This window comes from Streptomyces sp. NPDC102278, assembly GCF_044766345.1.
Classification (GTDB): Bacteria; Actinomycetota; Actinomycetes; order Streptomycetales; family Streptomycetaceae; genus Streptomyces.
In genome coordinates this window covers 359,510-373,487 of record NZ_JBIWLV010000007.1, presented here as the reverse complement: position 1 = coordinate 373,487, position 13,978 = coordinate 359,510, and the positions used below count along the sequence as shown (strand labels likewise).

Sequence of the window (13,978 nt, the reverse complement as noted above, 5' to 3'; positions counted from 1 at the left end):
CGTGTGCAGAGCGACCAGCGAGGACGAACACAACGTGTCGATCGTCATGCTCGGCCCGTGCAGATCCAGGAAGTAACTCACCCGGTTCGCCAGGATCGCGTTGTGGTTGCCCAGGCCCGCCGCGGTCTGGACGACGTCACCGACGACCGTGTCGCGGTAGTGCTGGTAGCTGGCGCCCACGAACACGCCGGTGGAGCGCTGGGGCCGGCCTGCCAGGCCGGCGTCCTCCAAGGCCCGCCAGGCGGACTGGACGAGATGGCGCTGCTGGGGGTCGATCCATGCCGCCTCCGCGGGTGACAGTCGGAAGAACCCGGGGTCGAAGTCGGCCAGCCCTTGGACGAAGCCCGCGCGCCTGAGGTAGACGGTTCCGGGTTCGCCGTCCGTGCCGTAGTACGCGTCGATGTCCCAGCGGGACTTCGGCACCTCGGTCAGACAGTCCACGCCCTCCATCAGGACCTGCCACAGCGCGTCGGTGTTCTCGGCGTTCGGGAACACCCCGTCGAAACCGATGACGGCGATGTCGTGCAGGTCCGCGTCGGTCGACACCGGCGCCTCGGGCTGCCCGTCAACTGTCGGCACCAGGGCCTGGACCGACTGCGCGACCGGGGCCGGGGCCGGGCCCGGGGCCGGATCCGTGCGCTCCTCGGGGACGGTCGGCTGCGGAGCATCGCCGCCGGCCGGGAGGCTCCCGTCGGCGGGTGCCGAGGTGACTCCGTACTCGTCCCTCAGTTCGGCGGCCAGCCGGTCGACCGTGCCGACCTCCAGGACCAGTGTGACGGGGATGTCCACGCCCAACTTGGCCCGGATGTCCTGGGCCAGCGACACCGCGAGCATCGAGTCGAGCCCCTGCTCCTGGAGCGGACGGTCCGTTTCCAGTGTGTCGACGTCCAGTTCCAGGGCGTCCGCCACCCAGCGGGCCAGCGTCGCGTCGAGACCGCCGCCGATCGGCCGGCCGGGGGCCGGCGCGGGACGGTGGCCGTTGGAGACCACGGCCGAGACCGCGGCCGGGTTCCGCGTCGGGGCCGGTTCAGGACGCCGGCCGCCCCGCGCGTCGCCTCCCGCGCCGCCCGGCGACGGCGCCGGGGAGAGCCGCTTCCAGGTGATCCCGCGAGCTTCCAGTACGGGTTCGTCGCCGTCGAGGACCACCAGGCTCGCGGTCAGCAGCCCGGAGTCCGGGCCGCTGTCCCGGTCCCGCCGGGCGTACACCCGGGCGTGGTCGGGGAGTCGGCCGAGGACGGTGAGCCGTTCGACGGTGAACGGAACGTACAGTCCCCGCGCACCACACGCGGCGAGCGCGATCTGGAAGGCCCCGTCCAGGAGCCGGGCGTCCATGGCGCCGGTGGCCCGCCCGGCGCCGCGCAGCACGCCGGTGGCCTCCCCGGGCGCCACGGAGAGCGCGGTCACGGTCCGGAAGCCCGCCCCGTAGTCGAGCCCGGCGCGCCCGAAGGCGTCGTACATCGCGCCGAGCGCGACGGGGGTGAAGCCGTCGGTATCGGACGGAGCGGTGAGGGTGGGCCGGTCGGGCGCGGTCACCTCGGCGTTGGCGACCAGTGCCCCGGCGCCGTCGCGGAAGGCGACGGCGTCGTTGTCCCGCTCGGCGGTGAGGGTCGCGGGGGTCTCGACCGCCGCCCGGAAGGTGAGGTCCCGAAGACCGAACCGGCTACGTCCGAGCAGTTCGGCGATCTTGCCGGGGTAGCCGGCGCCGGGCAGTGTCGGCTTGCCGAGGACCACGTGCTCGGCGGCCTCCGGATGCTCCGTCCACGTGTTCCTCGTACGGCCGGGCACGGGCTCCCGCACGGGGGCGTTCGGCACGGGGGCGTTCGGCACGGGGGCGTTCGGTTGCTCGGCGGGCTCCAGCCACAGGTACTTCTCGGCGTGCGGCCGGGTCGGGAAGCGCACGCCCGGCAGGCGTCGCCGCCCGGCGGGCAGGTCGGCGCCCTCCACGAACGCGCGGGCGGCCGCGTCGAGTCCCCGGCGGCTCGCGCCGGCGCCGAAGGACGCGTCGTGGGACTCATCGTGCGATGCGTCGCGGGACTCGTCGTTCGACTCGTCGCGGGTGCGCGCCGCCCGGGAGGCCACACCCACGTGCAGGGAACGGGTGTCGCCGACCCCGGCCAGGAACAGCCGCAGCTTGTCCTCCAACTGCTCCACGCTGTCCACCACGCAGGCCAGCCGGTGGGCCCCCGCCGGGCGCTGCCGGCTCGCCTCGCTCAGTGCGTCCAGGGACGGGCAGTAGGAGGAGCACAGCATCAGCACGAGGCGGTGGGCCAGCGTGCGCAGCGCCTCGTCCGATCCCGCGGAGAGGACCAGCAGCCGTGGGCCGGACTCGTCGGGTTCCGGCGCGGTGGCGGGGCCGGCCTCGACCACGACGTGGGCGTTCGCGCCACCGAAACCGAAGCTGCTGATGCCCGCGACGCGCGGGCCGCTCCCCCACGGCTGTGGCCGGTCGGCCACGAACAGGGGCGAGCCGGCGAAGTCGAAGGACGTGTTCGGGGTGCTGAAGTTCAGCGACGGCGGGATGTGCCCCGCCTGGAGCGTCAGGATCGTCTTGATGAGGCCGGCGATGCCCGCGGCGGGCTCCAGATGGCCGATGTTGGTCTTCACGGAGCCCACGGCGACGGGCCGCCGGCCGGCCGGGCCGCCCAGGACCGCGTGCAGGGCCTCGAGTTCGATGAGGTCGCCGAGCTGGGTGCCGGTGCCGTGCGCCTCGATGTAGCCGATGTCGGCGGCGGTGCGCCCGGACCCGGCCAGCGCCCTGCGCAGTACGGCTTCCTGAGCCGGTCGGCTGGGCGCCGTGAGGAAGCCGGCGCTGCCCCCGGTGTGGTTGACGGCGGTGCCTCGGATCACGGCCAGGACGGGGTCGCCGTCGCGTTCGGCGTCGGCGAGCCGCTTGAGGATGACGGCGCCGGCGCCCTCTCCTCGTACGTAGCCGTCGGCGCCGTCGTCGAAGGCGCGGCACGTCCCCTGCGGGGACAGCATGCCGTTGCGGACGAAGGAGCGCGTCTTGGCCGGCGTGAGGACCAGGTTCGCGGCCCCGACCACCGCCGCGTCCACCTCACCCGCCCGCAAGTGCATTGCCGCCTGGTGCAGGGCGACGAGGGAGGAGGAGCAGGCCGTGTCGACGGCGAAGCTCGGCCCCGACCAGTCGAAGACGTGTGACAGCCGGTTGGCGAGCATGGAGGGGGCGGTGCCCGTCGCCACGTGGGGGTCGTCGTGCCCGACGCTGCGCGCCACGAGCTCCGGGAAGTCACTCGCGATGGCGCCGACGAAGACGCCGGTGTCGGCGCCGAGCGAGGTGTGGTCGTGGCCGCTGCTCTCCAGGGCCTCGGCCGTCACGCTGAGCAGGATCCGCTGCAAGGGGTCCATGCGGCGGGCCTCGCGGTCGGTGAGTCCGAAGCGGGCGGCATCGAAGTACTCGACGCCGTCCACCCAGCCCATCCGTACGTCGCCGGCGCCGGACTCGGACCACAGGTGGGCCCAGCCCCGCTTGCCGTCCGGGGCGTGTCCGACGCTGGACACCCCGTCGACGAGGTTCCGCCAGAACTCGTCCGGTGTGGCGGCTCCGGGGAACCGGCACGCCATCCCGATGACGGCCAGTGCGCCGTCGTCGGCGACCGGCCGGGCGGCCTCCGCGGACGCGGGCACCTCCACTGCGGACACCTCGGACGGGGGCCCGGCGGACACGGGCTCCGCGGGCACGGGCACCTCCAGCGCGGGCACTTCGGGCGCGGGCTCCGCGGGGGCCGGTTCCGCCGGGGCGGTCGCCGTCTGCGCGCTCGTACCGGGTTCCGTCGCGACGGGCGCGGGCCGCGTCGCCTCCCGCACGGTCGCGGGGGCGTCTTCGGCCTCCGGGCCGGCGAGCAGCCGTACCACTCCCTCCGCGCCCAGCAGCCGGGCCAGCTTCACCGGGGTACCGGAGGCGAAGATCGACGGGGCGGTGATGTCGGCGCCCAACTCACGGCTGAGCCGGGCGGCGGCGGACGTGACGTTGACCGAATCCCCGCCCAGGTCGAAGAAGTTGGCGCGCACGTCGAAGGCGGGGTGGTCCAGCGTGGCCGCGAACACCCCCGCGATCGAATCCGCGAGCGCCTCCTGCGTCACCCCGGCCGTCACCGGCTTCACGGCCGCGACGGGCTCCCCGGCCGCGACGGGCTCCACCGACTGCACCGACTCCGTCGGTGTCCCGGCGGACCCGGCGGACCCGGCGGTGGAGGGGATGATGGTGTCGCGCGTCGGCAGCGGCAGCCGGGCACGCGCCACCTTGCCGTTGTCGGTCAGTGGCATGGCGTCGAGGTGGACGTAGGTGTCGGGCACCATGTAGCCGGGCAGGACGTTGCCGACGAACGCGTCGAGCCGGGACCTGGTCGGCGTACCCTCGCCCACCAGGTAGGCGGTCAGGCGCGGTTCGCCGCGCCCCTCGAACCGCGCCGCGACGACCACGGCGGCCGTGACCCCGTCGCACCTCTCCAACACCCGCTCGATCTCGGCGGGTTCAATGCGGTTGCCGCGCACCTTCACCTGGGCGTCGGTGCGGCCGAGCCACTCGATCGCGCCGTCGGTGTGCAGGCGTACCTCGTCGCCGGTCCGGTAGAGCCGTACACCGGTCACGGGGTGGACGGTGAAGACGTCGTTCGTGAGGTCCGGCCGGCCGGCGTAGCCGCGGGCGAGTCCGGCGCCCGAGAGGTACAGCTCGCCGGTCGATCCGGCCGCACACGGTTCCAACCTCTCGTCGAGGACGTGGAGTTCCGTGTGGGGCAGGGGTTCGCCGAGGGGGACGAAGGAGCCCACCGAGGTGACCCGGTGGCACGAGGTCCAGATCGTCGCCTCGGTCGGGCCGTACAGGTTCCACAGCGCACGGGCCGGTGCGTGGAGGCGCTCGGCGGTGGCGGGCGGAAGGTACTCGCCGCCGGACAGGACCGTCAGCCGCTCGTCCGGCGTCCAGCCGGTGCCGAGCAGCAGGCGCCACAGGCTCGGGGTCGCCTGGGCCACGCTCACGTCGGCGGTGAGTTCGGCCAGGCGGTACGGGTCCGCCGCGGTTTCCCGCGAGGCCAGGACCACGGTCGCGCCGGCCGTGAGCGGGAGGAGGAGCTCCAGCAGGGAGATGTCGAAGGCCACGGTGGTGTGGGCGAGCACGGTGTCGTCGGGTGACACGGCGAGGCGTTCGCCGATCCCGGTGAGGAAGTTGGCCAGCGCGCCGTGTTCGACCTCCACGCCCTTGGGGTTGCCGGTCGAGCCGCTGGTGAAGAGGAGGTAGGCCAGATCGGAGGCGGCGACCTTGGGCGGCACGGCCTGCGCCGAACCGTCCGCCGCGGGTACGCGCCGCGCGGGCCCCAGGGACGCGCCCAGAGCGTGGGTACGGTCGTCGGTGACGACGAGGTCGCACCCCGAGACCTGCACGTACCGCTGGAGCCGCTCCACGGGATATCCGGGGTCCAGGGGCAGAAAGGCCGCGCCGGCGCGCAGGATTCCGAGCATGGCCGGGAGCAGCGCGAGGTCCCGCTCCATGAGGACGCCGACCACCGACCCGGACTCGATGCCCTCGTCGTGCAGGCGGGCGGCGACGGCGTCGGCCCAGGCGTCCAGGCCGGCGTAGTCCAGCGTGCGGTCGCCGCTGCGGACAGCGACGGCTCCCGGCCGGTCGGCGGCGACGGCGGCGAACAGGTCCAGGAGCGTCCCGGCCGCGGCGGGGGCGTGGTGGGTGTCGTCGGCGTCGAGGGTGTCGCGGGTCTCCGGCTGCGCCGCGGACGACTGCGCGGGCCGTTCGCCGGTCCCCGCGTCCGGGCGTGCCTCGGCCTGGGGAGCGGGGCGCGGCTCCTCACCGTGCAGCAGGGCGGTCAGGACCAGGTCCTCGACCCGCTCGGTGAAGTCGAGTGCCTCGTCCTCGTCCATCGCGGTCTCGCGGACGAAGATCGAGGGCGGGCCGTCCCGCAGGCACAGCAGGGCGATCTCGGTCTGCGGTTCGCAGGACGCCTCTTCCCCCGCGCCGCGGTCCAGGACCATGACGCGGGTGAAGCTCGGCTCGTCGGAGCCGAGCGGCCGTCCGGCCAGGCCGAGTCGGAGTTCGAGGTCGCCGGCGTAGCCCTGGTGGGCCGCGGCCTCGTCCAACTTGTCCTGGAGGGAGCGGGTGGTGTCGCCGTCGAACCGCACGGGGAAGCGTGCGGCGGCGATGCCGTGGGTCCGCTCCGCGAGGTCCCGCGCGGCGGAGGGCGACCAGGCGAAGTCGAAGACGTGCTCGCCGGCGCGCTCGGCGACGACGGTGAGGAAGGCGCGGACGACCGCGAGGGCCTCCTCCCGCGAGGCGGGGGCGAAGGCCAGTTCGTGGCGGCTGTAGTGGGCCGCGGCGGCGGAGAAGTCGTCGGCGGGCAGCGGGGACGGGCGCAGCCGCTCCAGCCGGGCCCGCCACCACGGTTCGTGGGGCCGCAGCACCTTCTGGGCGGCGGCGATGTCCGCCAGCCGCTGCGCCGAGGCCGCCGGCAGCGGCGCCCCCGGTGTGATCCCGAGCCGCTGAGCGGCCGCCTGGCCGCTCAGGGCGCTCCCGTCGACGGCGGTGCAATCGCTCAGCACGAGGTCGGCGTCCGGGGCGGACAGGGTGATGGCGGACGCGGTCACCGACTGCACGGTGGTCCCGGTACGGGTGTCCTCGCGCGGGATCAGCCTGAGCTGCCGGGTGAAGACCGCGCCCTGCTCCGTGACGAGGGTGGGCACCCCGAGCGGGTTCGGGAAGGAGCCGTAGTCCAGGGCCTTGGAGAGCCGTACGGCCTCGGCGGCGGACGTGCCGGCGTGGATGATGCCGCCGGACGCCATGCGGTCGGACCGCCGGTAGAACCGCCGCTCTCGCCCGCCCGTGTCGAGCGGTTCGGGCAGGGTGCGCGCCACCACGTGCGGGACGAGATCGGCGAAGAGCTCGATGCCCACCTCGGCCGTCTCGTACGTCAGCGACAGGGCGGTGGAGTGGTCGCGGACCGGGAACCAACGCTCCAGCAGCACGCCGCCGGCGTCCACGGCCTCCGTCATCCGGTGCCAGGTGGCCGCGTGTCGGGCCGCGCCCTCGTACAACGCCCAGGCGGGGACGTGACTGCCGCAGTAGCGGGGCAACGGCCCGTCGTGGAAGTTGATCGCGGCGATCCTCGGCAGGTCGAGGACCGCGGCGGACAGGATCCGGAAGTTGACCGTGCTGAAGAGGTAGTCGAACGGCCGCGCCGACAGGGTCCGTGCGAGGTCGCCGTGCGGGTCGAGTACCGGTACGTCCTGGGCGTGGGCCCACGCCGTCACGGCGGGGTCGTCGCTGAGGATCGCCTCGATCCGCACGCCGGCGTCGAGGAGCCGCGTGGCGCACCGGGTGAGGACCCGGGTGCCGCCGATGAGGTAGCAGTTGGCCGTGGTGCTCACTCTGCGTCCTTCCCGGACGGCGCGGCGTCCTCGCCGTGCGCGGCGGTGTCCGGAGCCCCGGAGCACTCCCGGGCGACCCAGGAGTCGATCTGGGAGACGACCTCCTCGTCGAGCGAGAGCTGTCCGGGCGTCCACAGCGGGTTCGACAGGCCGCGGTGCGTCCGCTCGCACATCTCCCAGTCCTCGTGGTTCGCCTTGTCCCACAGGGCGAACACGGCCTCGTGGGAGAAGTCGCTCTTGGCGGTCTCGGAGGGGTGGAAGAGCCAGAAGTGCCGGACGAAGCAAGTGCCGGGGCTCTCGGGCCAGACCCACTGCATCATCACGTAGTCGGCCGTGAACCCGAACAGGAGGTTGGGCAGGATGGTGATCCAATTGATCTTCGATCGGTCCCCTTCGGGAACCTGCCCCATGGGGGTCCGGGTACTGCGCCCCGTCATGGAGACGGAGTTGTAGCCTCCGCGGATCGACTGCCACGCCCCGACGATGTCGCCCTTGAGGTCGTAGGTGCCCGCGTCGTCGAAGTCCGTGATGCGGTGCAGGTCCTTGTGGGCGGTCGGGAAGTGCAGGCTCTCGTTGACGTTGTGCGCGACGAGCTTCCAGTTCGAGGCGACCGGGTAGTCCTTCGCCTCGACGCACTCCAGGTCGGCGAGTTCGTAGACCTTCGCGAACTCGCCGAACTCGCCGAGCGAGGCGTCGAGATCGGGCGCGTCGTCGGAGAGCGCGATGAACACGACACCGAAGCGGACCTCGGTGCGCACCGGCAGCAGACCGTTCTTCTCCTTCTCGAAGAAGTGGTCCAGGTACGTGCCGTTGAGGCTCTTCAGTTTGCCGTTCCGGTCGTACACCCAGCAGTGGTAGAGACAGACCAGGCTCTGCCGCTTGCCCGTGGCTTCCTCCACGAGCTTGTAACCGCGGTGCCGGCAGTAGTTGTGGTAGGCCTGGATCCCGTCGTCCCCGTGGAGGAGGAGGATGGAGCCGGTGCCGATGTTCAGGGTGCTGTAGGCGCCCTTCTCCTTGAGGCGGGAGACGTGGTCCACCGGGAGCCAGCGCCTCCCGTAGATGCGCGACATCTCCCGCCGGTGCTGCTCCTCACCGGTGTAGAACTCGTGCGACCTGCCGACGCCGCCTGTTTCGAAGTAGGGCCTTTCCTCGTCCTGGTTGCTGATGAGGTCGAACATGCTGGACGCACGCGTCATCTGCTGGGCTCCCTCGGAGGGTGAAGCGCATGGAATGCAGTGCCGAGATGCCGTCGGCCCGGGGCCTGCGAGAAGGCCGCACCGGGCGTCGCCAAGGGCGGGACGGCATGGTGACCGGACGGTGATCGGGAAGAAGGGGCCGGCCCGACCGGGCAGGGCGCGGCGGGCACGGTCGACGGGCTTGCGAGGGCCCGGCGGCGGGCCGTCGGACGGCCGGGGCCGGGCCGTCGGACGGCCGCCGCCTTCGAAGGAACTCACCCGCACGGTGCCCGGGTGAGGTGGCGCGACGCATCGGCGCGAGCGCCGGGAACGGCACGCCCGACAACACACCGCATTCGGCGTGTACGTGCGTGGCCTGGTGGGACGGACGCGGCGAAGGCCGTCAGCCGGCCGGGTCGTAGATCCGTTCGTTCTGCGGCGTGCCGGCGGCGTCGTAGAGCTGCTCAAGGGCGTCCGGCGCGTAGATCTCGTAGTCCGGGACGACTCCGCCGATCAGGCCGAGCATCTTGTCGGTCCACTCCTGCGTCTTGCTCATCGCCGCCATCGTGGTTTTGAAGAAGGGCGGGAGTTCGGTGAGTTCGCCGAGCGTCGTCGTGAAGTCGTAGACGCCGGCGCTCTCCTCGTCGCGCACCTTGTTGTACTCGGCCAGCGCCTCGTCCATGGGCCGCTCGCCGGTCAGTCCCTGGTGGACGCGTTCGGCGAGGAGTTCGCCGTGCAGGAAGCCGTCGGTGATGCCCCACCCCGTGTAGGGGTCCTTGTGGTAGCCGGCGTCGCCGACCAGGGCCCAGCCGGGACCGTACGCGCGGCGGTAGTAGTTGTCCGGGTAGCGCATGGGCCTGAAGTCCTCTTCGCGTCTGCCCTGGTCGCGCAGTTGCGCTCCCATCTCCGGTGACACGTCGTCGAACACGCCCTGGAAGCCGGCCTCGACGTCCTGGCGGAACTCCTTGAGCTGGCGCCGCGTACAGATGACGGCCAGCATGTTCACGCCGTCGTTCGTCGGCCAGGTGCCGAACCACTTCTCGTTGAATCCGGTCTTGTGGTGCAGGCCCCAGTCGTCGAGCCCGCTGTAGTACGAGTAGTAGATGAAGCCCGCCGCGGGCCGCACGTTGTACAGCTCCGCGCCCACCTTCTTGGCGACCGTCGAATGGAAGCCGTCGGCCCCGATGACCACGGTGGCCCGGAACTCGCGCTCCGGTCCGTCGCCTTCACGGCCGCGGATTCCGCTCACGCGGCCGTCGGTGAAGACCAGGTCGGATACGGTGAACCCTTCGATGACCTCGGCGCCGGCCCGACGGGCGGCGTTGACGAGGATCTCGTCCAGCACGGTGCGGCGCGGACAGTAGACGGCGTCGACACCGTCCACCGGATCGGCGAACCCGTTGAGATCGATGCCCCGATAGGAGTAATGCATCTTTCGGAGCGCCGGCGTCTTGGCCGCGATGATCTCTTCGAGCAGACCCCAGTCCTGAAGCTTCAGCAGCCCGGCCTGGTGAATGTAGTGGGTCGACACCGTGTCACTGGGGAATGAGGCCCGATCCACCACGAGGACCCGGTGTCCTTGTCGAGCCAGCAGCATCGCAACGGGCGATCCTGCGCATCGGCCACCTACAACAATAACGTCGTACATACAACCCTCCGGTCAAATGGTTTGACGTAACTGATGCACCGTTGATCGGCGGCGCAAGCACGATCCGGAGGTTATGGAGACCGGTATATCCAGGTCAAGCCTCGGTAATGTCCGACCGATGCGCGGACGTTCTATTTTGGCCAACAGAATCATTCCCTCCGCCCGAATGATGCAGCAAATGCACCCTTTTGCCCCTTTCGAAGGGGCAGGGATGTGCCATGCATCACAATCATCATCGAGGCAAGAATCAGCCAGTCCGGTCAAGGTTCGGTCATCACCGGTAGCGGAATGCTCTCTTCCTAAACTAATGCACTTGACACGATCCGCAGATTGGATGATCCGAGACGCCCGACGGGCCCCCCGTGGTAATGAGCCGTCTCAGGAAGCTGTCGGCGTTCTCCGTAACCGATAACACGCGTCCCGGCAAGGTGCCGCGGGCCGGCGAATCGGCAATTGCGGCAAGCCGGCGACCCGCCCCGTCGGGGGCATCGGAAATCGCCGGATCCGGCGCGAGGTGGCGCCCGGACACACAGAAAAGTGTCCGATGGTGAAGGGCGGCCACATACGCTCCGCCCCACACGTCCCGGGCGCCCGCGGGCGAAAGTTCAGCCCCGGAGCCTCGCCGCCGTCAGCGCGTCCCTGACCTCTCGCACCACGCGGGCCGCGTCCTCGGGGTTGTTCACCACATCGGTGTGGTCCATGTCGACGACCAGGACCTCGCTGGCCGCATAGTGCTTGTGCACCCAGTCGTCGTAGCCGGACCACAGCGTCCGGTAGTACCCGACGAGGCCCTCGTCCTGCTCGAAAGCACGGCCCCGCAGCCCGATGCGACGCAGCACCGTCTCGAAGTCCGCCTTGAGGTAGACCATGAGATCCGGTGCCTTGCGGTAGGGCAGGCCGTCGATCTCGCGCATCATCTCGTCGAGCAGCCCCTCGTACACCCGCATCTCGAGGGAGCTGATCCGGCCCAGGTCGTGGTTGACCTTGGCGAAGTACCAGTCCTCGTAGATGGACCGGTCGAGGACGTTGTCGCCCTGCTTGTACGCCTCCTTGATCGAGGCGAACCGGGTCTGCAGGAAGTAGAGCTGGAGGAGGAAGGGATAGCGCTTGGCCTGGATCTCCTCGGGGCTCGCCGTGTAGAAGAGAGGGAGGATCGGATTGTCCTCCACGCTCTCGTGGAAGACCTCGCTGCCCAACTCCTTGGCGAGCAGCTCGGCCACGGTCGTCTTCCCGATCCCGATCATGCCTCCGACGCAGATCACCGGCATACCTCACTTCTCCCTGGGGGTCTTCTGTTCACGGGCGGGGGCTGTGCACCCCACACCACCGGGCCGCGCGTCGGCGGTCACTCGTTTCCCCAAGGTCTTCTCGACCAGCGCGTCCCGCAGTCCCCGTCCGGTCCGGGGGCCCCACGCACGCCGTGCCCCTCCAACCGGCCGGACCCGGCCGTTCCGCAGGTGCCGCGGACCGCGACGAGCCACCGCCGCGCGGCCGTCCTGAAGCATGAATGACAACCCGCCCCACCCCGGCCGGGGCGCCGGCGCCCACTCCCTCGCCCCGCCTCTTCGTACGGCGCCATGGACCGGGTGGCTGCCGCCCCCGACCGGACGGCTCCGCCCCGCGCCCCCGGCGGATCCGAACAGCAGTCCCGAAACACCTCGGACACCGCGGTCTCCACAGCCCGTGAAACTCCCGTCACCACAGGTCACACGGCCCGTCCTCGGCCGCAAGTCACCCGGGGACCTTCACGCTTCGATGGTCAACCTTCAAAGCCTGAGCACAAGTTGCATACATTCCCCTCTTCAGCGGGCCCGCCATGCTCTACATTGACCGTGCTTCGCATCTTCGGACACGAAGCGACAAATAGTGATCTACAGGTCTGACGTCACGGACGGCCGGCAGTCGCGTCCCCGGCGTCCGACGTGAGTGATCGATCCGTGGGGCCCGAGGGGGGAGCCTTGGGCCGGGGGGCAATCGTCAACGGGTTCCCGCGCGCCTCGGGGCCCTGACAGGACATGCGAAACCGCTGTCGGCCGGGTGGGTCTGCCACCAGCGCCGCACGGGCCGGCATGCCATGCGGGCGGCCGGGGCCGTCCGAGGGACGAACAGCGCGGCGCGGGGGGTGGGCCTCCCGGGGGACGAACAGCGCGGGGGGCGCGGGCCTCCCGGGGGGAGGAACCGTGTGGAACGAACACGTCGAGTCCACGGGCGACCTGGGGGGAACCGTGCAGCAGGGCGAAGGGGAGCTGGTCGGCCCGTTATTATCGGCGCCCGGTCACGCGGCGAGCGGAGTGATCAGCCGACCCGCGATCGACTGGGCGCAGCGGTACCGCCATACGGTGATCATCAGCGACACCGTGGCCACCGCCTTCGTGGTGGTGGCGACAGGCGGCTTCTTCGGCGTCAGGGACGCCGCCGACTGGCACGAGAAGTGGAGCATTCTCGCCTTCGGCACCGAACTGTTGGTGCTGGGAGCGCTTGCGGTGACCCGGGCCTGGGAGCCGGCCGTACTCGGGCAGGGCGCCGAGGAATTCCGTCGGCTCGGACGCTCGCTCTTCGCGGCGGCCGTCGTACTGGCACTCGGCGGGATCGCCCTCACCTCGCACAACATCAAGCTCTGGATCTTCGTCGCGATACCGGCGATCGCGCTCGTCACCATGACCGAGCGGTACCTGCTGCGCCTGTGGCTGCACAAACAGCGCGAGGAAGGGCGGTGCCTGCGCCCGGTGCTCGCCGCCGGAAGCCCGGCCACCGTGCGCGACCTGATCGCCCGAACCCGCAAGTTTCCGCACCTCGGGTGGCGGGTGGAGGCCGTGTGCACACCGGACGGCTTCTGGCTCGACGGTGACCACCTCGACGGAGTGCCCGTCGTCGGCCGACTGACGGACGTCGCGGGCCACGTCCACCGTGACGGCTACCGCGTCGTCGCGGTCACCCCGGACCCGCACTGGTCGCCGGACCGGCTGCGGCGACTGGCCTGGAACCTGGAAGGCAGCGATGCCGAGATGGTCGTGGCTCCCGTGTTGATGGAGGTGGCCGGCCCCCGGCTGCATGTCGACGCGGTGCTCGGGATCCCGCTCCTGCGGGTCAGCATGCCGATCTTCACCGGGGCTCGCCGGGCGGTCAAAGAGGTCGTCGACCGGCTGGGCGCGGTGGTGTTGCTGATGCTGTTCGCTCCGCTGATGGCGCTCGTCGCGCTGCTCGTCCTGGTGGAGAGCCGGGGTGGGGTGTTCTACCGCCAGCGCAGGGTCGGCAAGGACGGCCGCGAGTTCACCATGGTCAAGTTCCGCACCATGGTCGCCGGGGCCGACGGGGCACGCGCCGAGCTGGCCCACCTCAACGAGGGCGCGGGCCTGCTGTTCAAACTCCGCCGGGATCCGCGGGTGACCCGGGTGGGATCGATGCTGCGGCGGTACTCGATCGACGAGCTCCCGCAGCTCCTCAACGTGCTCACCGGATCGATGTCGCTCGTCGGTCCGCGGCCTCCGTTGCCGCAGGAGTGCGCCGCGTACGGCCCGGACATCCGGCGGCGCCTGCTGGTCAAGCCGGGGCTCACCGGCCTGTGGCAGATCAGCGGACGCAGTGATCTGCCCTGGGAGGAGGCGGTCCGGTTGGACCTGCGGTACGTGGAGGACTGGTCACTCGCCCTCGACACGGTGATCTTGTGGAAGACGCTGCGCGCGGTGGTCCAGGGGCAGGGCGCCTACTGATGCGCGGGGAACGTTGTCCGGTCGGTTCACGTAGCGCAGGCCACAAGGGCCTGCCT

At 71.2% G+C, this 13,978-nt stretch carries 5 protein-coding genes; 1 reads left to right on the top strand and 4 read right to left on the bottom strand.

Annotation, left to right across the window (positions count from 1 at the left end; all coding sequences use genetic code 11):
• The 4 genes from ACIRO3_RS20105 to ACIRO3_RS20090 form a co-directional block, all read right to left on the bottom strand.
• On the bottom strand, window positions 1–7,389 hold a 7,389-nt coding region (locus ACIRO3_RS20105), incomplete at its 3' end, for an amino acid adenylation domain-containing protein (RefSeq protein ID WP_404138483.1).
• Window positions 7,386–8,585: an SRPBCC family protein gene (locus ACIRO3_RS20100; protein WP_404138480.1), complete on the bottom strand. Its 1,200-nt coding sequence runs from the start codon at window positions 8,583–8,585 to the stop codon at window positions 7,386–7,388. The genes ACIRO3_RS20100 and ACIRO3_RS20105, both read right to left, overlap by 4 nt.
• A 382-nt stretch (window positions 8,586–8,967) precedes the next feature.
• Entirely contained in the window at window positions 8,968–10,212 is a 1,245-nt protein-coding gene (locus ACIRO3_RS20095; RefSeq protein ID WP_404138478.1) for an NAD(P)/FAD-dependent oxidoreductase, read from the bottom strand.
• 605 nt (window positions 10,213–10,817) lie between these two features.
• Window positions 10,818–11,480, bottom strand: coding sequence for a deoxynucleoside kinase (locus tag ACIRO3_RS20090; protein WP_361782385.1), 663 nt, complete (start codon window positions 11,478–11,480; stop codon window positions 10,818–10,820).
• Between the two features lie 957 nt (window positions 11,481–12,437).
• On the opposite strand from ACIRO3_RS20090, the gene ACIRO3_RS20085 reads away from it, so the two are divergent.
• On the top strand, window positions 12,438–13,922 hold the full coding sequence (locus tag ACIRO3_RS20085) for a sugar transferase (RefSeq protein WP_404138520.1): 1,485 nt from the start codon (window positions 12,438–12,440) through the stop codon (window positions 13,920–13,922).
• Window positions 13,923–13,978: the final 56 nt, after the last annotated feature.